The sequence below is a fragment of the Enterobacter sp. MGH 16 genome (assembly GCF_000493175.1).
Classification (GTDB): domain Bacteria; phylum Pseudomonadota; class Gammaproteobacteria; order Enterobacterales; family Enterobacteriaceae; genus Enterobacter; species Enterobacter roggenkampii.
The window spans coordinates 3,997,005-4,015,969 of sequence record NZ_KI535695.1 but is presented as its reverse complement, the minus strand read 5'-3'; the positions used below and the strand labels follow the sequence as shown (position 1 = coordinate 4,015,969).

The 18,965-nt window shown below is 56.3% G+C and carries 22 protein-coding genes; 14 read left to right on the top strand and 8 right to left on the bottom strand.

What is annotated here, in order from left to right; all coding sequences use genetic code 11:
* The first annotated feature begins 2 nt into the window (after positions 1-2).
* The 3 genes from rfaC to L362_RS04125 are packed head-to-tail and all read left to right on the top strand — an operon-like array spanning position 3 to position 3,197.
* Entirely contained in the window at positions 3-989 is a 987-nt protein-coding gene (rfaC, locus tag L362_RS04115; RefSeq protein WP_023345202.1) for a lipopolysaccharide heptosyltransferase RfaC, read from the top strand.
* The gene (gene rfaQ, locus L362_RS04120; protein ID WP_023345201.1) at positions 982-2,091 is read left to right on the top strand and encodes a putative lipopolysaccharide heptosyltransferase III; all 1,110 of its coding nucleotides are present in this window, start codon (positions 982-984) and stop codon (positions 2,089-2,091) included. Before rfaC ends, rfaQ begins: the two co-directional genes overlap by 8 nt.
* Entirely contained in the window at positions 2,088-3,197 is a 1,110-nt protein-coding gene (locus L362_RS04125) for a glycosyltransferase family 4 protein (RefSeq protein ID WP_023345200.1), read from the top strand. The genes rfaQ and L362_RS04125 overlap by 4 nt, the downstream gene beginning before the upstream one ends.
* Here the strand turns inward: L362_RS04125 and L362_RS04130 are convergent.
* A complete protein-coding gene (locus L362_RS04130; RefSeq protein ID WP_023345199.1) occupies positions 3,176-4,279 on the bottom strand; it encodes a glycosyltransferase family 4 protein in 1,104 nt (367 codons plus the stop codon). The two genes, L362_RS04125 and L362_RS04130, sit on opposite strands and share 22 nt — an antisense overlap.
* Before the next feature lie 157 nt (positions 4,280-4,436).
* Between L362_RS04130 and L362_RS04135 the strand changes: the two genes are divergently transcribed.
* The 4 genes from L362_RS04135 (at position 4,437) to coaD (ending at position 8,014) form a co-directional block, all read left to right on the top strand.
* Positions 4,437-5,420 (top strand): glycosyltransferase, encoded by a 984-nt coding sequence (locus L362_RS04135; protein ID WP_023345198.1) that lies wholly within the window; start codon positions 4,437-4,439, stop codon positions 5,418-5,420.
* Positions 5,421-5,486: 66 nt separating this feature from the next.
* Positions 5,487-6,761: a lipid IV(A) 3-deoxy-D-manno-octulosonic acid transferase gene (gene waaA, locus L362_RS04140; protein WP_021242416.1), complete on the top strand. Its 1,275-nt coding sequence runs from the start codon at positions 5,487-5,489 to the stop codon at positions 6,759-6,761.
* Positions 6,761-7,531: a glycosyltransferase family 2 protein gene (locus L362_RS04145; protein ID WP_023345197.1), complete on the top strand. Its 771-nt coding sequence runs from the start codon at positions 6,761-6,763 to the stop codon at positions 7,529-7,531. The genes waaA and L362_RS04145 overlap by 1 nt, the downstream gene beginning before the upstream one ends.
* Before the next feature lie 3 nt (positions 7,532-7,534).
* Positions 7,535-8,014 carry a pantetheine-phosphate adenylyltransferase gene (gene coaD / locus L362_RS04150; RefSeq protein WP_008502695.1) on the top strand — a complete coding sequence of 160 codons (480 nt, stop codon included), beginning with the start codon at positions 7,535-7,537 and terminating at the stop codon, positions 8,012-8,014.
* A gap of 2 nt (positions 8,015-8,016) precedes the next feature.
* Here coaD and mutM read toward each other — a convergent pair whose 3' ends face one another.
* The 4 genes from mutM to radC all read right to left on the bottom strand — a co-directional run bounded on the left by mutM (position 8,017) and on the right by radC (position 10,212).
* Positions 8,017-8,826 (bottom strand): bifunctional DNA-formamidopyrimidine glycosylase/DNA-(apurinic or apyrimidinic site) lyase, encoded by an 810-nt coding sequence (mutM, locus tag L362_RS04155; RefSeq protein ID WP_021242414.1) that lies wholly within the window; start codon positions 8,824-8,826, stop codon positions 8,017-8,019.
* 72 nt (positions 8,827-8,898) lie between these two features.
* Positions 8,899-9,066, bottom strand: a complete 168-nt coding sequence (rpmG, locus tag L362_RS04160) for a 50S ribosomal protein L33 (RefSeq protein ID WP_003024094.1) — start codon at positions 9,064-9,066, stop codon at positions 8,899-8,901.
* Positions 9,067-9,088: 22 nt separating this feature from the next.
* Positions 9,089-9,325 carry a 50S ribosomal protein L28 gene (gene rpmB / locus L362_RS04165; protein ID WP_002436699.1) on the bottom strand — a complete coding sequence of 79 codons (237 nt, stop codon included), beginning with the start codon at positions 9,323-9,325 and terminating at the stop codon, positions 9,089-9,091.
* 218 nt (positions 9,326-9,543) lie between these two features.
* Entirely contained in the window at positions 9,544-10,212 is a 669-nt protein-coding gene (gene radC / locus L362_RS04170; RefSeq protein ID WP_008502693.1) for a RadC family protein, read from the bottom strand.
* 172 nt (positions 10,213-10,384) lie between these two features.
* On the opposite strand from radC, the gene coaBC reads away from it, so the two are divergent.
* The 3 genes from coaBC to slmA all read left to right on the top strand — a co-directional run bounded on the left by coaBC (position 10,385) and on the right by slmA (position 12,749).
* Positions 10,385-11,596, top strand: a complete 1,212-nt coding sequence (gene coaBC / locus L362_RS04175; RefSeq protein ID WP_025910617.1) for a bifunctional phosphopantothenoylcysteine decarboxylase/phosphopantothenate--cysteine ligase CoaBC — start codon at positions 10,385-10,387, stop codon at positions 11,594-11,596.
* Positions 11,574-12,032 carry a dUTP diphosphatase gene (dut, locus tag L362_RS04180; RefSeq protein WP_008502691.1) on the top strand — a complete coding sequence of 153 codons (459 nt, stop codon included), beginning with the start codon at positions 11,574-11,576 and terminating at the stop codon, positions 12,030-12,032. Before coaBC ends, dut begins: the two co-directional genes overlap by 23 nt.
* Positions 12,033-12,152: 120 nt before the next feature.
* On the top strand, positions 12,153-12,749 hold the full coding sequence (gene slmA, locus L362_RS04185; protein WP_008502690.1) for a nucleoid occlusion factor SlmA: 597 nt from the start codon (positions 12,153-12,155) through the stop codon (positions 12,747-12,749).
* A gap of 82 nt (positions 12,750-12,831) precedes the next feature.
* Here slmA and pyrE read toward each other — a convergent pair whose 3' ends face one another.
* Complete coding sequence (pyrE, locus tag L362_RS04190) at positions 12,832-13,473, bottom strand: orotate phosphoribosyltransferase (RefSeq protein WP_008502689.1); 642 nt, start codon at positions 13,471-13,473, stop codon at positions 12,832-12,834.
* A 67-nt stretch (positions 13,474-13,540) separates the two neighbouring features.
* Entirely contained in the window at positions 13,541-14,257 is a 717-nt protein-coding gene (gene rph / locus L362_RS04195; RefSeq protein ID WP_006812424.1) for a ribonuclease PH, read from the bottom strand.
* A 125-nt stretch (positions 14,258-14,382) separates the two neighbouring features.
* On the opposite strand from rph, the gene L362_RS04200 reads away from it, so the two are divergent.
* Positions 14,383-15,246 carry a YicC/YloC family endoribonuclease gene (locus tag L362_RS04200; RefSeq protein ID WP_008502687.1) on the top strand — a complete coding sequence of 288 codons (864 nt, stop codon included), beginning with the start codon at positions 14,383-14,385 and terminating at the stop codon, positions 15,244-15,246.
* 206 nt (positions 15,247-15,452) lie between these two features.
* Complete coding sequence (locus tag L362_RS04205) at positions 15,453-16,070, top strand: trimeric intracellular cation channel family protein (RefSeq protein WP_023345196.1); 618 nt, start codon at positions 15,453-15,455, stop codon at positions 16,068-16,070.
* A 2-nt stretch (positions 16,071-16,072) separates the two neighbouring features.
* On the opposite strand, the gene ligB is transcribed toward L362_RS04205, so the two are convergent.
* On the bottom strand, positions 16,073-17,743 hold the full coding sequence (ligB, locus tag L362_RS04210; RefSeq protein ID WP_023345195.1) for an NAD-dependent DNA ligase LigB: 1,671 nt from the start codon (positions 17,741-17,743) through the stop codon (positions 16,073-16,075).
* Positions 17,744-17,994: 251 nt separating this feature from the next.
* On the opposite strand from ligB, the gene gmk reads away from it, so the two are divergent.
* Positions 17,995-18,618, top strand: coding sequence for a guanylate kinase (gene gmk / locus L362_RS04215; protein WP_008502674.1), 624 nt, complete (start codon positions 17,995-17,997; stop codon positions 18,616-18,618).
* 54 nt (positions 18,619-18,672) lie between these two features.
* Entirely contained in the window at positions 18,673-18,948 is a 276-nt protein-coding gene (gene rpoZ, locus L362_RS04220) for a DNA-directed RNA polymerase subunit omega (RefSeq protein WP_000135058.1), read from the top strand.
* Positions 18,949-18,965 lie beyond the last annotated feature (17 nt).

The following is an 18,965-nucleotide window of genomic DNA, read 5'->3' as shown; positions in this document are numbered from 1 at the left end:
GAATGCGGGTATTGATCGTTAAAACCTCCTCAATGGGTGATGTTCTGCACACGCTGCCGTCGCTGACGGACGCCATGCGGGCCATTCCCGGCATCCGTTTTGACTGGGTGGTGGAAGAGGGCTTCGCGCAGATCCCCACCTGGCATGAAGCGGTTGACCGCGTGATCCCGGTGGCGATTCGCCGCTGGCGGAAAGCGTGGTTCTCCGCGCCGATTAAAGCCGAACGCAAAGCCTTCCGCGAGGCGGTGCGGGCACAGCATTACGACGCCATCATTGACGCGCAGGGGCTGGTCAAAAGCGCCGCGCTGGTGACGCGACTGGCGCGCGGCGTAAAGCACGGCATGGACTGGCAAACCGCCCGCGAACCGCTGGCGAGCCTGTTTTATAACCGCCGCCATCACATCGCGAAGCAGCAGCACGCGGTGGAACGTACCCGAGAGCTGTTTGCCAAAAGCCTGGGCTATGCGAAACCGGAAACCCAGGGCGACTATGCGATTTCCCGGCATTTCCTGCACACCTCATCGCAGGAAAGCGATCCTTATCTGATTTTCCTTCACGCGACAACCCGCGATGACAAGCACTGGCCGGAAGCGCACTGGCGCGAACTGATCGGCCTGCTGGGGAGTGCGGGGCTACGTATCAAACTCCCGTGGGGCGCTCCCCATGAAGAAGCGCGCGCCAAACGCCTGGCGGCAGGGTTTGATTATGTGGACGTTCTGCCGCGCATGAAGCTGGATGGCGTCGCTCAGGCGCTGGCAGGCGCTACGGCTGTGGTCTCCGTGGATACGGGACTCAGCCACCTGACGGCGGCGCTGGACCGTCCTAATATTACGCTTTACGGCCCAACGGACCCGGGCCTGATCGGCGGCTATGGAAAAAATCAATATATCTGCCGCCCGGAACACTCATCGCAGCTGAGCGATCTCAGCGCCGCTGCGGTATTTGCACAATTAGAGCCTTTGCTGGCAGCAGAGAGAGCCTATGTCTGATTTTTTCTCAGCGGAGCGCCCGCCAAAGCGCGTGCTGATTATTAAGCTTCGTCACCACGGTGACGTCTTGCTTACCTCGCCGATTTTTACCGTGCTGAAAAAGAACTGGCCGAACGTGGAAGTCGATGCGCTGGTTTATGACGATACCCAGGCGATGCTGACCAGCCACCCGCATATCGACCAGGTGCACACTATTGGGCGCAACTGGCGCAAGAAGGGCTGGTTTGAACAATTCCGCCTCTACCGCGCCCTGCTGAACACCCTGAAAGGCCGTCAGTATGACGTGCTGATTAACCTGACCGAACACTGGCACGGCGCGCGTCTGGCGCGTCGCCTGAAACCGCGCGTCTCCGTCGGCTTTAAGCCGGATAAGCGCGGGGGCCTGGCGCGTCGCCGCTGGGTGAAATCGTTCACCACGCTCTATCCGGCGATTCAGGACAACAGCCGTCATATGGTGGAGGTTAATCTGGATGCCCTGCGCCGGATCGGCATTCATCCGCAGTCCGATGAAGACAAACATACGCTTTTTGTGCCCGGTGACGCGGCAGAAGCCTCTGTGGCCGAAAAACTGGCCGGGTTTGGGCTCACGAGTAAATCCTACATTCTGGTTCACCCGACCTCGCGCTGGATGTTCAAGGCCTGGGATATCAAAAAGCTGGCAGCGACCATTGATAACCTGGCGGCGCGCGGCCTGCCGATCGTCCTCTCCGCCGCACCGTCAAAAGAAGAGAAGGCCTACATGGATGCGCTGCGCGCAGCCCTCACCCAGCCGGTCTTTGATTTAAGCGGTCAGCTGAACCTGAAAGAGCTGGGCGCGCTCATGAAGCACGCCCGGGTGTACTTCGGCGTGGATTCCATGCCAATGCATCTTGCGAGCGCCGTCGGTACGCCAACCGTCGCCATCTTTGGCCCTACCGGCGCCATCAAATGGGCGCCGTGGGGGGTAAATTATCGCGTAATCGTTGCCGGGTTTACCTGCCAGCCTTGCGGCAAAGCGGGCTGCGGAGACAGCGGTGTCTCTGACTGCATCACGGCCATCACCCCGCAGCAGGTGCTGAGCGCCATTGATACAATGCTTCTGGAAACGGAAACACCTGCATGAAGCTGGCTATTGTCCGACAGACCTACAACCCCAACGGTGGCGCAGAGCGTTTTGTCTCACGTGCGCTGAACGTGCTGGCGCAGGATACGTCGCTTGATGTCACGCTGATTGCTCGCCAGTGGGAGGATGCCGCAGGCTGGAAAACGCTGACGGTCAATCCGCCGTTTCGTAATCGCATCGCGCGTGAATCCGGTTTTGCCCTCGAAGCCGCCGCGCATTTTGCGCAGTTTGATATTGTGCAAAGCCACGAACGCATACCGGGAGCCACCATCTTCCGGGCGGGCGACGGTGTTCACGCCACCTGGCTTGAGCAATATGGCCGCATTCTGTCGCCGCTGGCGCGCTGGGCGCAATCTCTGAGCCGCTATCACCGCTACATTCTGCAGGCCGAGGCGCAGATGTTTACCCATCCGCAGCTGCGCAAGGTGATCTGTAATTCGAAGATGGTGCGCGATGATATCGCGCGGCGCTTCGGGCTGCCGGACGACAAGCTGACGGTGATCTACAACGGCGTGGACACCGTTCAGTTTAGCCCTGAGGTCCGCGCCCTTTCGCAGCGTGATGCCCTGGGTATTCCTCCTGACGCACCGGTGCTGGCGTATGTTGGGTCAGGCTTCAGCCGCAAAGGCGTCGCCACCGCGCTGCGCGCCATTGTGGCGCATCCTGACGTCTGGCTGCTGATTGCTGGCCGCGATAAACATGCGCGGAAGTTCGAAAAGCTGGCACAGGCGCTGGGGATTTCCTCACGAGTGAAGTTCCTGGGCCCCGTTGCCAACGTGCGTGAAGTCTATGGCACGGCGGATGCCCTTATCCTGCCGACGCTCTACGATCCCTTCCCGAACGTCTGCGTGGAAGCGCTGGCCTGTGGTTTGCCGCTGCTTACCAGCCACGGCTGCGGCGCGGCGGAGTGGATAACCGAGGGTCAAAACGGCTGGGTGCGCGATGCGCTGGACAGCGAAGGCTACCAGCAGGCCATCTCGCTGTGGCTGAAAGGCCGTGAACAGGGTGTCGATTACTCCGCCGCTGCGCGTGCAACCGCCGAGCCCTTCACCCTGGACAGAATGGCGAAAGAGCTACAGGCGCTTTATCGTGATTTGCTGCGCTGAGCGGCATCGGAGAAGACTTTCTCCATCGCGTCCAGCATACATTCGCGGGTAAAGTGCGTGCTCAGGTAGTCATATCCCTGTTGCGCGAGCGTCTCACGAAGGGCTGAGTCGTCATAGAGTTTCATTATGGCATCGTGCAGCGCGTTTTCGTCGCGCTGCGCGACCAGCACTCCCGTCTGCCCGTTAATCACCGCATCTCCCGTTCCACCCGCATCCGTCGCAATGGTGGCAATACGGGTGGCTAACGATTGCAGCACGCCCTGCGGAACACCTTCCATATCGTGCGAAGGGCTGAGCGCAATATCAAAGGCCGGGAACCAGCGTTCCGGATCGGATTGATGTCCCGCCATGACTACGCGGTGCTGTAACCCCAGGGCGGTGATTTCCTGTTCCAGCGTCGCTTTGTGCAGACCTTCACCGACAATCGCCAGCTTGATGTGTGGATTGGCGATTTTCGCCAGGGCGCGCAGCAGTACGCTATGGCCTTTGTTCGGGCGCAAATGCGATACCACGCCCAGCCAGAAATCGTCCTGCGACAAACCACAATGAACCCGGGCCTGGTGCTTATCTCCCGGATGGAAACGCTGCGTATCGACACCGCTTGGCACCGACGTACTCTGAGACATCGGCACGCCAATATTTGCCACCTGATGGCGCAGCGCCTCGCCGGTGGTCACGATATGCGCGCAGGCCGTGCGGAAGAGCCAGCGGGTCGTCCAGTTGTTGCGCGGTACGCCGGACGCATGACGGGTTCTCACCAGTGGTACAGGGTTGGACAGCGTCAGATTCGCCAGCGCCACCAGCCAGGTATCGGCAGAGTTATGGCTGTTGATGACGTCTATCGAGTGACGGTTATCCTTCATCCAGCGACGCAGCACCTGCAGGTTTTTAAGGTTCTTACGCTTCAACGGCATCGTGACTACCGTCAGACCGGCATTGCGTGCCAGCGCGTGGAGCGGCGCAGTTTCCGGACAAAGGAGAGTCACCTGATGGCCACGCTGAATCATCCCAAGCGATTCGTTGATAATGCGCAGAGGCTGCCCGCCTTTGCCGCCGTCTGCTTCAGTGTGAACAATATGCATATATTTCCTGTTAAAAATCTCGCCCGCGTGACGCTAATTTTCCACCTGAAACGATCTTTGTCCCTCCAGGCATATGTTTTTAGTATCCACCAGATATAATACAGCGCGAATGGTACCACCATATTGGGTGGCCTGCCCTGAACACAACGGAGAAAGCATGTCCGACAAACCTTTATTGAGCCTCGTGGTCGCCGTTTATAACGGTGAAAAATTCCTCAATGCATTTTTCGACAGCATTAAAGCTCAACATTTGGACAGTCTGGAACTGGTCGTTGTGAACGACGGGTCAAGCGACAGCTCCTCCACCATCATTGCGCAGTACGCCAGCGAATTCCCCTTCTACAAAGTTATCGATCAGGCCAATCAGGGCGTGTCGGCCGCGCGTAATTCCGGCCTGGCGGTGGCAACGGGCGAATACGTCGCCTTCCCGGACATCGACGACGTGATTTATCCGGGCATGTACCCGCGCCTGCTTGAGATGGCCAAAAAGAACGATCTTGATGTCGCGACCTGCAACGGTACCTATATCTACGACGACGGACGCCCGTCGAAAAAGATCTTCCCGTCCGACAAGCTGCAGTCCACCGACGTGCTGGACGGCCCAACCTGGCTTCAGCGCGCGCTTTCATCACGAAAGTTCCTGCACGTGACCTGGCTCAATATCTACCGTCATGCTTTCATCAAGGAGCAGGGCTTCACCTTTGAACACGGTCTGCGCCACCAGGATATCCCCTGGACCACTGAAGTGCTGCTGACCGCCAAACGCGTGCAGTACGCCGACGAAACCTTTTACGATTACCTGATCCACTCGGCCTCGGTGTCGCACACGCCGGGAACGGATGATACGCGAATGCGCAACGCCCGCCACTACATGAAAATCCTCGAAATGCTGGATGCAATCAACCAGCGTTACCCGGATGCGGTGCGCCATGTGCCGGCCTGCCAGTGGCAGATTGCCAAAGAGGGTCTGGGCATTCTTCACGCCATTAACAACATCGGCGATCAGAGCAAAAAGCGTGAAATCATCCGCGAGCTGTTTGACCGCGGGATCTGGTCGCTAATCTGGAAAAACGCCCGTGGGCTGCGCCAGCACTGGCGCCTGGGACGCCGTTATTTCCGTCTGAAACGGTATCTGGCATAAGAGATAGCTTTACCTGGCTTAAATGCTTAGAATTTGCCCGCCGAAACTAAAAAAACGGATAATCGCTTGGAATTGTTGTATACCGCCCTGCTCTACATTATTCAGCCACTGGTGTGGCTGAGACTGTTGCTTCGTAGCCGGAAAGCGCCTGCGTATCGTAAACGCTGGGCTGAACGCTATGGCTTCTGCCGCAATAAAGTCGCACCGGACGGTATTTTGCTGCATTCCGTTTCTGTCGGTGAAACGCTGGCGGCGATTCCGCTGGTTCGCGCCCTGCGTCACCGCTACCCGTCGCTGCCGATTACCGTCACGACGATGACGCCAACCGGCTCGGAGCGCGCGTTATCCGCTTTCGGCAAAGATGTTCATCACGTCTATCTCCCTTACGATCTCCCCTGCGCCATGAATCGTTTCCTGAATACCGTTCGCCCGAAGCTGGTGATTGTGATGGAAACCGAACTGTGGCCAAACATGATTTCCGCCCTGCATGCCCGTAAAATTCCGCTGGTGATTGCCAACGCGCGCCTGTCAGAGCGCTCGGCGAAAGGCTACGGCAAGCTGGGTAAATTTATGCGCCGCCTGCTGAGCAAAATCACGCTGATTGCTGCGCAGAATGAAGAAGACGCGGCACGCTTTATCTCTCTGGGCCTGAAGCGCAACCAGCTTGCCGTAACCGGCAGCCTGAAATTCGATATTTCCGTTACCCCTGAACTGGCCGCCCGCGCCATCACGCTGCGCCGCCAGTGGGCTCCGCGTCGTCAGGTCTGGATTGCCACCAGTACTCATGAGGGTGAAGAGGCAATTATCCTGCAGGCGCACTGCAAGCTGCTGGAAAAATTCCCTGATTTACTGCTGATCCTCGTGCCTCGTCATCCGGAACGTTTTAAAGATGCCCGCGAAATGGTGCAGAAAGGCGGCTTCAGCTTCACTCTGCGCAGCAGCGGAGAGATCCCTTCCGGCAGTACTCAGGTGGTGATTGGCGATACGATGGGCGAACTGATGCTGCTCTACGGCATTGCTGACCTCGCCTTTGTTGGCGGCAGCCTGGTGGAACGCGGAGGCCATAACCCGCTCGAGCCAGCAGCCCACGCGATTCCGGTGCTGATGGGGCCGCACACATTTAACTTCAAAGATATCTGCGCGAAATTACAGCAGGCCGATGGTTTAATTACCGTGACCGATGCGGATTCGGTAGTCAAAGAGGTCTCAACCCTTCTGACTGACGAAGATTATCGCCTGTGGTACGGGCGACATGCGGTCGAAGTGCTGCACCAGAACCAGGGTGCCCTGACCCGTCTGCTGCAACTTCTGCAACCTTACCTGCCCCAGCGGAGCCACTGATGTCAACGCGTCTGTCGGTCGTGATGATCGCCAAAAACGCCGCCGACCTGCTTCCGGACTGCCTGGCGTCGGTAGCCTGGGCTGATGAGATAGTCATTCTTGATTCCGGAAGTACGGACAACACGGTGGACGTTGCCCGGGCAGCGGGCGCAAAAGTCTTTATCGATACTGACTGGCAAGGCTATGGCCTCCAGCGCCAGCGCGCGCAGGGGTTTGCCACCGGAGATTATGTCCTGATGCTCGATACTGACGAGCGCATCACGCCGGAGCTTCAGCAGGCCATTCAGGCGGTGCTTTCCTCACCTCAACCTGGTGCTGTATATAGCATTGCCCGCCGCAACTACTTCCTTGGCCGTTTTATGCGCCACAGCGGCTGGTATCCTGACCGCGTGACGCGCCTATACGAGCGGGAGCGGTATCAGTACAACGACAATCTGGTGCATGAATCCCTGGCCTGCGACAACGCCCAGATCATCCCCCTGACGGGCGATTTGCTGCACCTGACCTGCCGCGATTTCGCAAGCTTCCAGCGCAAACAGCTCAACTATGCCACGGCATGGGCGCAGGAGCGTCACCAGCGCGGCAAGAAGGCCTCGCTGACTGGAATCTTCACCCACACGCTGGGCGCGTTCCTGAAAACGCTGCTGCTGCGTGGTGGCGTGCTGGACGGTAAGCAGGGCTGGTTACTCGCGGTAGTCAATGCCCAGTATACTTTTAACAAATACACCGAGCTGTGGGCGCTCTGCCGCGGCTACTCAGAGAAAACGTGAGCCATGAGCACAAAAGCGATTTATCCGGGTACCTTCGATCCGATCACCAACGGTCATCTTGATATCATCACCCGTGCGGCGTGCATGTTTGACAAGGTGATCCTAGCCATTGCCGCCAGCCCCAGCAAAAAGCCGATGTTTGACCTCCACGAGCGCGTGCAGCTCGCCACCGATGCCATTTCGCACCTGCCGAATGTTGAGGTTGTCGGATTCAGCGACCTGATGGCGAACTTCGCCCGGGCCCAGCAGGCGAACATTCTGATCCGCGGCTTACGCGCGGTGGCAGACTTTGAGTATGAGATGCAGCTGGCGCACATGAACCGCCACCTGATGCCGGAGCTGGAGAGCGTATTCCTGATGCCTTCTAAAGAGTGGTCGTTTATCTCGTCCACGCTGGTAAAAGAGGTGGCGCGCCATCACGGGGACGTTACCCATTTCCTGCCGGTTAACGTCCACCAGGCGTTGATGGAAAAGCTAAAGTAGCCCTATTTCTGGCACTGACGGCAGTAGAACGTGGCGCGCTGGGCGTGCTTCGTGGCAATAATGGGTGTGCCGCAGACTCTGCACGGTTCGCCCTTACGGCCATACACCTGCAGTTCCTGGGCAAAATAGCCCGGCTTGCCGTCACTTTGCAGGAAGTCCTTCAGCGTTGTCCCCCCCTGCTCAATCGAGCGCAGTAATACGGCTTTAATCACGCGGACCAGCAGCTCGCACTCCTGCGCCGACAGCGACGAGGCCAGCCGATCGGGGTGGATCCCGGCCGCAAACAGCGATTCGCTGGCGTAGATATTCCCCACGCCGACCACCAGCTTGTTATCCATCAGCCAGGGCTTAATCGGGCTTTTCTTCTTCGCGCACTTCGCCTTGAGGTATTCCGCGTTAAACGCGTCTGAGAGCGGCTCCGGGCCCAGATGCGCCAGCACGTTATGCCCTTCCAGCTCCTTCGTCCACAGCCACGCGCCAAAGCGCCGTGGATCGGTGTAACGGAGCACTTTGCCGTTGCTCATCACCAGATCCACGTGGTCGTGCTTTTCCGCAGGCAGTTCTTCGGTAAGAACGCGCAGGCTCCCGGACATCCCCAGGTGGATAATGATCCAGCCGTCGGGCAGCTCCAGCAGCAGGTATTTCGCGCGGCGCCGCACGCTAAGGACGGGTTTATCGCTCAGGGCATGGATCTCATCGGACACCGGCCAGCGCAGACGCCCGTTACGGACAACCGCGTGAAGAATCGTCGCGCCGACCAGATGGGGCTCAATGCCGCGACGGCTGGTTTCTACCTCAGGTAATTCAGGCATGGTTCCTCCGTTGAGATACAGAATGCAAAAAACCCCGCAGTTGCGGGGTTTTTCGATACAAGGAGACTAAAATTATTTGATTTTAGCTTCTTTGTACAGTACGTGCTGGCGTACAACTGGATCGAATTTTTTCAGTTCCAGTTTTTCCGGCTTAGTACGTTTGTTCTTCGTGGTGGTGTAGAAGTGACCTGTACCAGCAGAAGAAACCAGCTTGATTTTCTCGCGAATACCTTTAGCCATGATTTATTTCCTCTTTAAGTACTTAGTACTTTTCGCCACGGGCACGCAGTTCAGACAGAACTGTATCGATGCCTTTCTTATCGATTACACGCATACCTTTAGCAGATACGCGCAGGGTGACAAAACGCTTCTCGCTCTCAACCCAGAAACGGTGAGAGTGCAGGTTCGGCAGGAAACGGCGTTTAGTCGCGTTCAGTGCGTGGGAACGGTTGTTACCGGTCACCGGACGCTTGCCAGTAACTTGGCAGACTCGGGACATGTCTATTCTCCAAAAATCAAATTAGCTCGAGCTTCGTATGGGGTATCGGCGCCTCGTCAGGCTTTACAGCCCGGTCATCGCATAGTTCTAAGTGAACTCTCGATTGCCAGGCCCAAATGCCAAACCCGAGATTCTCAAAGGTGGCGTAGTATACGCTGACTCGGCGGTGTGCTCAAGTCCCGAACAGACAAAGATCCCGATGGATCGCGAGAAATAGCCTAAATCCAGCCATGTTCTGCAAAAGAAATGTACTCTCCGCGGCCAATTATCAGATGGTCCAGCACACGAATGTCCATGAATTGACAGCATTTGATAATGCGCTCGGTGATTTCTTTGTCCGCTCTGCTCGGTTCTGCACAGCCTGAGGGGTGATTATGCGCGAGGATCACGCCCGCTGCATTCACTTTTATCGCTTCCCGCACAATTTCTCGCGGATGCACCTCAACGTGGCTTAACGTGCCGGCAAAGAGGCAGCTATGTTTCAGTACCCGGTTTCTGTTATCGACAAAGATCACCATAAAGATCTCGCGCTCGATATCGGTTAACTGGCTTTGCAGATATTCACGCGTCATCGCTGGCGTCAGGATCGGATCGTCCTTCTCCATGCGGACATTGTAAAAACGGCGGGCAAGTTCAGCAATGGCCCGCAACTGGGCATATTTCGCCACACCGATCCCTTCTACGTGCTTAAACTGCGCCAGTTCGGCGGTCAGCAAACCGTGCAGAGAACCGAAATGTACGATCAGCTCTTTTGCCAGCGTAAATACCGTTTTACCGGGCGTTCCGGTACGTAAAAAGAGCGCCAGCAGTTCATCATCTTTTAACAGGGTGACGTCATAGCGCAGCAGTTTTTCGCGCGGCAGCAGCGGCTCATCCTCTTCTTCCATGCTCTTTCTCCCTTTTTTAACCGCATGCTGCCACAGGCCAGTCAGGCACTCGACGACCACGTTGCGTTCTTGCGTAGCGCCTCGCAAAGTGGTCGAAGGACAAAATCACCCCGTTTTGGGGATTGTGATAAAATGCCCGCTCTCTGGTGAACCCCAACAGGAAAGAATCATGATGAGCCTGGCCGGTAAAAAAATCGTTCTTGGCGTGAGCGGCGGTATTGCTGCCTACAAAGCGCCGGAGCTGGTGCGTCGTCTGCGCGAGCGCGGGGCAGATGTACGGGTCGCGATAACCGAAGGCGGTAAAGCCTTTATCACTCCTCTGAGCCTGCAGGCCGTTTCAGGATACCCGGTATCTGACAGCCTGCTCGATCCGGCCGCCGAAGCCGCGATGGGCCATATTGAGCTTGGGAAATGGGCAGACCTGGTTATCCTCGCGCCCGCCACGGCTGATTTAATCGCCCGGGTAGCGGCCGGTATGGCAAACGACCTGGTCTCCACCATTTGTCTGGCCACACCTGCGCCTGTTGCCGTCGTGCCTGCCATGAACCAGCAGATGTACCGTAACGCGGCTACGCAGCACAATCTTGAGACCCTGGCCTCACGCGGCCTGCTTATCTGGGGTCCGGACAGCGGTAGCCAGGCCTGCGGCGATGTTGGCCCGGGCCGCATGCTTGATCCGCTGACGATTGTTGATATGGCCGCAGCCCACTTCTCGCCTGTCAACGATCTGCAACATCTCAACATCATGATTACCGCGGGCCCCACGCGCGAGCCGCTGGATCCGGTGCGCTACATCACCAACCATAGCTCCGGCAAAATGGGCTTTGCGATTGCCGCCGCCGCCGCGAAGCGTGGTGCGAACGTCACGCTGGTGAGCGGCCCGGTCTCTCTGCCTACCCCTGCGTGTGTGAAGCGAATTGACGTTACCACCGCGCTGGAGATGGAAGCCGCCGTGCAGGCACATGCGCAAAGCCAGCAGATTTTTATCGGCTGTGCGGCCGTTGCAGACTATCGTGCTGAGACGATCGCCGAGGCTAAAATTAAAAAGCAAGGCGATGAATTAACACTAAAAATGGTGAAAAATCCGGACATTGTTGCCGGTGTCGCCGCACTAAAAAGCCACCGGCCATACGTTGTTGGGTTTGCCGCAGAAACGAATAATGTGGAAGAATATGCCCGGCAAAAACGTACCCGCAAAAACCTCGATTTGATTTGCGCGAACGACGTATCGCTGGCCACACAAGGATTTAACAGCGACAGCAACGCACTGCACCTTTTCTGGCAGGATGGAGATAAAGTCTTACCGCTTGAGCGCAAGGAACTCCTGGGCCAACATTTACTCGACGAGATCGTTACCCGTTATGATGAAAAAAATCGACGTTAAGATTCTGGACCCGCGTGTTGGCGAGCAATTCCCGCTGCCAACCTATGCCACCTCCGGCTCTGCCGGTCTTGACCTGCGCGCCTGTCTCGATGACGCCGTAGAACTGGCTCCGGGTGCCACGACCCTGGTTCCGACTGGCCTGGCGATTCACATTGCTGACCCGTCGCTGGCAGCGGTTATCCTGCCGCGTTCTGGCCTGGGCCATAAGCACGGCGTTGTGCTGGGTAACCTGGTGGGCCTGATCGACTCCGACTATCAGGGTCAACTGATGGTCTCCGTCTGGAACCGTGGTCAGGACAGCTTCACCATTGAACCGGGTGAGCGTATCGCACAGATGGTCTTTGTACCGGTGGTACAGGCAGAATTTAACCTGGTGGCAGACTTTGACGCCACCGACCGTGGCGAAGGCGGCTTCGGCCATTCCGGGCGCAAGTAACGGCCCGACAAACACGTATCTCACAGCGTCATAATGCAATAACAAACCGCAAACGTCCGTTTGCGGTCGCTGTGTGGATGCCAGCCTGGCAAGTGCTTATTTTCAGGGGTATTTTGTAACATGGCAGAAAAACAAACCGCGAAAAGGAATCGTCGCGAAGAAATACTTCAATCTCTGGCTCTGATGCTTGAATCCAGCGATGGCAGTCAACGCATCACCACCGCTAAACTGGCCGCCTCCGTAGGCGTGTCTGAGGCGGCGCTGTACCGTCATTTTCCGAGCAAGACCCGGATGTTCGACAGTCTGATCGAGTTTATTGAAGACAGCCTGATCACGCGCATCAACCTGATTCTGAAAGACGAAAAAGACACTACCGCGCGTCTGCGTCTGATAGTGCTGTTAATCCTGGGCTTCGGTGAACGCAATCCGGGCTTAACCCGTATCCTGACCGGCCACGCGCTGATGTTTGAGCAGGACAGACTCCAGGGCCGCATTAACCAGCTTTTCGAACGCATTGAAGCGCAGCTGCGCCAGGTTTTGCGCGAGAAGAAAATGCGTGAGGGTGAAGGATACAGCATTGATGAAACGCTGCTGGCGAGCCAGATTCTGGCGTTTTGTGAAGGGATGCTTTCCCGCTTCGTGCGCAGCGAGTTCAAATACCGTCCAACGGACGATTTTGACGCCCGCTGGCCGTTAGTCGCAGCACAATTACAGTAACGCCATCGCCGAATGGCGGCGTCGCCTTATCCGGCCTACGAACGGGTAGGCCCGGTAAGCACAACGCCACCGGGCAATGCACTTAAACCCCAAACGCTTCGCGATACGCTTTTACCGCTGCCAGATGGTCCGCCATCTCAGGCTTCTCTTCCAGATACGCAATCAGATCTTTCAGGGTGATTATTGACGTCACAGTGCAGTTGTAATCCCGCTCCACTTCCTGAATGGCGGAAATTTCTCCGCGACCACGCTCCTGACGATCCAGCGAAATCAACACGCCAGCCAGCGTTGCACCGTTGGCCTGGATAATCTCCATTGATTCGCGGATCGCCGTGCCCGCGGTGATCACATCGTCCACCAGCATGACGCGGCCCTGCAGCGCGCTGCCGACCAGATTCCCGCCTTCACCGTGGGTTTTGGCTTCTTTGCGGTTAAAGCAGTACGGCACGTCGCGATCATGATGTTCCGCCAGCGCCACCGCGGTAGTGGTCGCAATCGGAATGCCCTTATAGGCCGGGCCAAACAGCAGGTCAAAATCAATCCCGGAATCCACCAGCGCTTCGGCATAGAAACGGCCTAACAGTGCCAGATCGCGCCCGGTATTAAACAGCCCGGCGTTGAAGAAATAAGGACTTTTACGCCCGGATTTCAGCGTAAATTCGCCAAACTTAAGTACCTGCTTGTTAAGCGCAAACTCAATAAACTGGCGCTGATACGATTTCATGGATTAGCTCCTTTGGTTTTTCTGTCTTACAGGCAAAAAAAAGGCGACTCATTGGTCGCCTTTAAAATCAATTTTCTAACGCCGCTTTCTGCGTCGTGACAATGGATTCGATTCCCCCTCGGGCCAACGCCAGCAGGGAGAGAAGCTCTTCGTGGGTGAACGGCTCGCCTTCTGCCGTGCCCTGCACCTCAATGATGCGACCGTCTTCGGTCATCACCACGTTCATGTCTGTCTCTGCAGCGGAATCTTCAACGTATTCCAGATCGCAAAGCGCTTCACCGTTAACGATGCCTACGGAGACCGCCGCAACCATGCCTTTCATTGGATTGGTTTTCAGCTTACCGGCAGCAACCAGCTTGTTCAGAGCATCGGCCAGCGCTACACAGGCGCCGGTAATAGAGGCCGTACGCGTGCCACCATCGGCCTGAATCACGTCGCAGTCCAGGGTAATCGTGAATTCGCCGAGGGTTTTCAGATCAACGGCGGCGCGCAGCGCACGCGCGATCAGACGCTGAATTTCCATGGTACGACCGCCCTGCTTACCCTTTGCCGCTTCACGGGCGTTACGGGTATGGGTCGCGCGCGGCAGCATGCCGTACTCGGCGGTGATCCAGCCCTGGCCCTGACCTTTCAGGAAGCGCGGAACGCCTTCTTCGATGGATGCGGTACACAGCACTTTGGTGTCACCAAACTCAACCAGCACGGAGCCTTCAGCGTGTTTTGTATAGTTACGGGTCAGGGTGACGGGACGCACCTGATTGGCGCTACGACCTGATGGACGCATGATGGATTCTCCGGCTTGAAACGAATGTGGCTGCGCATTATACGGATAAAGGACGCTTATTCCTATCCTGAGAAGCCCCCGAAAGCTATAATCCCCCCATCTCTCCTTTAAAAACGGGAATGTCTATGATCCGCAGTATGACCGCCTACGCCCGGCGTGAAATCAAGGGTAGCTGGGGTAGCGCTACATGGGAAATGCGCTCGGTAAACCAGCGTTACCTGGAAACGTATTTCCGTATGCCGGAGCAGTTCCGCAGCCTTGAGCCTGTTGTTCGCGAGCGTATCCGTACGCGTCTGACGCGCGGTAAAGTGGAATGTAACCTGCGCTTTGAGCCTGATGCCAGCGCACAGGGCGAGCTGATCCTCAACGAAAAACTGGCGAAACAGCTCGTGAATGCGGCGAACTGGGTCAAAATGCAGAGCGATGAAGGCGAAATCAACCCGGTTGATATTCTGCGCTGGCCTGGCGTCATGGCCGCCGGTGAGCAGGATCTGGACGCGATTGCCGCTGAAATTCTGGCCGCCCTCGACGGCACGCTGGATGACTTTATCGTTGCCCGCGAAACCGAAGGTCAGGCGCTGAAAGCGATGATTGAGCAGCGCCTTGAAGGCGTGAGTGCGGAAGTGGCTAAGGTTCGCACCCATATGCCGGAAGTGCTGCAGTGGCAGCGCGAGCGCCTGGTCGCCAAACTGGAAGAGGCAGAAGTTCAGCTGGAAAACACCCGTCTGGAACAAGAGCTGGTGCTGATGGCGCAACGTATTGATGTCGCTGAAGAGCTGGACCGTCTGGAAGCGCACGTTAAAGAGACCTACAACATTCTTAAGAAAAAGGAAGCGGTAGGCCGCCGTCTGGACTTTATGATGCAGGAGTTCAACCGCGAGTCGAACACTCTTGCGTCTAAGTCGATCAATGCAGAAGTGACGAATTCAGCGATTGAGTTGAAAGTGCTGATTGAGCAAATGCGCGAGCAGATCCAGAATATTGAGTAATGCCTTATCGGGTGGTGCCGACGGCACCACCCATTATTATTTCTAATCCATTCCGGCACCTGATTTTGCGCGTCACCGCCTTTCATCAAGCTTATTCAACATAAATTGATAAAAATTTATAGGGCAAACGCAGTTGCCTTAGAAAAACTCAATCGTGATCTTGCGCACAAATCGCTAACCTCCCCCGCGTTCACACCGGAGGAAATATGCTGCTTCACATCCTTTATCTCATTGGCATCACCGCAGAAGCCATGACCGGCGCACTTGCTGCCGGACGTCGCCGTATGGACACCTTCGGCGTGATCATTATTGCTACAGCAACCGCGCTGGGCGGCGGCTCGGTACGCGATATTCTGCTGGGACATTATCCGCTTGGCTGGGTCAAACACCCTGAGTACGTCATTATCGTGGCGACAGCTGCCGTGTTAACAACCATAGTGGCGCCCGTCATGCCCCATCTTCGCCGCCTGTTTTTAGTCCTTGACGCTTTAGGTCTGGTGGTTTTCTCGATTATCGGAGCACAAATCGCGCTCGATATGGGGGAAGGACCTGTTATCGCTACCATTGCCGCCGTGGTCACGGGCGTATTCGGTGGTGTGCTGCGCGATATGTTCTGCAAGCGCATTCCTCTGGTCTTTCAAAAAGAGCTGTACGCCGGTATCTCTTTTGCAGCAGCGGTACTCTATATCGCTCTGCAGCATTACGTTTCGAACCATGATGTGGTGGTCATCTCGACACTGCTGTTTGGCTTTACAGCCCGCATGCTGGCGCTGCGTCTGAAGCTCGGACTGCCCGTGTTTCATTACAAACACAGCGCCCACTAACTTCAGAACCCGTTGATGTGCTGTCCAGCGAGCCATTTCGCCAGCACATCAATCTGAGGCGAGTCCATCCAGGCAACAATTTGTCGCGCCTTCCTCTCTCCCGTTCCCGGCAGGCTTTGCCAGTTCTTTACGTTATGTCCACTCAGCGTTTGCCAGGTTACGTTCCCCATCGCCTTCAGCGAAGCCTGTGTCAGCGGAACACCCAATGCCATGAGCCAGCGAATAAATGGCTTCTCGCGCACCAGATTAAATCGATGCCAGAGCGCCCGCCCGCGCGCGGAGGAAAAGCCAGGCGTAGCCTGCATTTGCGCCTGCGTTAATAACAGCCACGAAAAGAGGTGTTCAAAATGATGTGCCTGCCAGAGGGTGCGCCAGCCTGACTCGCCTAATCCTTCAATATCAAGTACCTGCTTTGAGCTGAGCCAGGTCAGTCGGGCAAAGAACTGTTCCATACATTCCGGAGAAGCATAGAAACAGCTCAGCGGATGATAACGCGAGGCTGGAGGCTCGGGTTTATGTCTGTCCGTCCCGCGCCAGACCACCTTATCAAACCGGGGAATACCCTGCCCGGCCAGGCTGACCTGTATCTGATCCCCTGAGGCAATATCCAGCCTCTGCCAGCGCTCCACCGAGCCCAGACTCACCCGCCGTACCTGTTTATCGTCCAATTGCACAGGTTCCAGTGCGGCTACAACGGACATTTTGCCCGTTCGCCCCACGGAAAAATGAATATCACTCACCTCGGTCACCTGGGCTGCAGGCGCATATTTCCACGCAACCAGCCAGTTACCTTCGCCCGGTAACCAGCCTTCCCCTGCGGGCGCATCCTCCGAACGCACCACAATGCCATCCGTAGCAAAGGGTAATCCGGTTACGTGCCAGGCGGCGCGCTGTTTCTCGACGGCATCAACAGAATCGGCGGGTAGCGTATACCGTGCCGACAGCGTAAAACCGGCCTGAGACAGTTCAGCTAAAGATGTCTGCATATCTTTCGGCCCATCCGGCCAGGCCCAGATGAACACGCCGATCTTGCTCAAAACTGAGTTATCCTTTTGCCGCATCATCGCCCCGGCCACCTTTGCGCGAGCGTTCATCCCGCCCATCTTCCGCTGAATGTGATTGTCGCTTAGCCAGAAAAGCTCGCCCTGTAAGACGCTGTTCGCGAGCTTGCCGGTGAGCTTTTGCGGAATAGTCGGGATCAAACGCACCTTCCCGGTCCAGTCTTCCCCTTTCAGGCCATCACCACGACTGATGGCCTGGGTTAACGTTCCGTCACGATAGACCAGCGTTACCGCCACACCGTCAACTTTGGGCTGCATCCACAGATGCTGCCGCGCACGCATCCACTGTCTCAACTCCTCTTTGCTGGCCACTTTATGTACGCCCGTATGGGCAACAGGATGTTTTACGCTTCCCACCAGCGCAGGGAGTTTCTCCTCTGAAGGCTCACTGCCAAAACAGTGCTGCCACTGCATTAAGCGCCCGTTAAGCTGGTCGTAAACTTCGTCGTTGACCTCGCTCACGCCCTGCTTCCAGTAAGCGTCATCCCAGCGTTTGATTTGCGCGCTTAACGACGCCATCTCTTTCTCAGCTTTTGCCTGCGACCACACCGGGCACACCGCCGCGCCATAGCCACTCCACAAGAGCATTAACCCGCTTATCCATCGCCACATTGCTACTCCTCCTTTGTGTTGCAGGAGGTATATCCCGATGCCAGAAACAACGCTAACGGCAACGACTCACAATGCGAGACGCTATCCGGTATTTCTTTGGGTTGCTGAAAACCCCAGATAAAACCTGAAAACGGCACGCAAAATTCAATAATCCAGGGGAAAAAGTGTGACAAAGGCTACGTCACACGGCGGTGACGTGTATAATAAGCCCGTATGTAGGACTTCTTCGTTAACACATACAAAAGACTCTCATGGCTCAAGGCACGCTGTATATTGTTTCTGCCCCTAGTGGCGCGGGTAAATCCAGCCTTATTCAGGCACTGTTAAAAACCCAACCGTTGTACGACACACAGGTTTCTGTTTCTCACACCACGCGTCAACCGCGTCCGGGTGAAGTGCACGGCGAACACTATTTCTTTGTGGATCACGACGAGTTCAGAGCGATGATCGGCAGAGACGCGTTTCTTGAACACGCGGAAGTATTCGGTAATTACTACGGTACCTCGCGTGAAACCATTGAGCAGGTTCTGGCCACGGGCGTGAATGTGTTCCTGGATATCGACTGGCAGGGTGCACAGCAAATTCGCAAGAAAATGCCTGACTCGCGCAGTATCTTTATTTTACCGCCATCGAAAGATGAGCTGGATCGCCGCCTGCGTGGCCGCGGTCAGGACAGCGAAGAAGTCATCGCAAAGCGTATGGAACAGGCTGTTGCAGAAATGAGCCATTACGCGGAATATGATTACCTTATTGTGAATGATGATTTTGATGCCGCACTGAGCGATCTCAAAACCATTCTTCGTGCAGAACGTCTGCGTATGAGCCGCCAGAAGCAGCGACATGACGCATTAATCACCAAACTGTTGGCAGACTGAACCCACTTTCAGTATCATGCCCAGTCATTTCTTCACCTGTGGAGCATTTTAAGTATGGCACGCGTAACTGTTCAGGACGCTGTAGAGAAAATTGGTAACCGTTTTGACCTGGTGCTGGTCGCCGCGCGTCGCGCTCGTCAGATGCAGGTAGGCGGTAAAGATCCGCTGGTACCGGAAGAAAACGATAAAACCACCGTTATTGCACTTCGCGAAATCGAAGAAGGTCTGATCAACAACCAGATCCTCGACGTGCGTGAGCGCCAGGAGCAGCAAGAGCAGGAAGCCGCAGAACTGCAGGCCGTAACCGCTATTGCTGAAGGTCGTCGTTAATTAAACCTGCGGGTCGC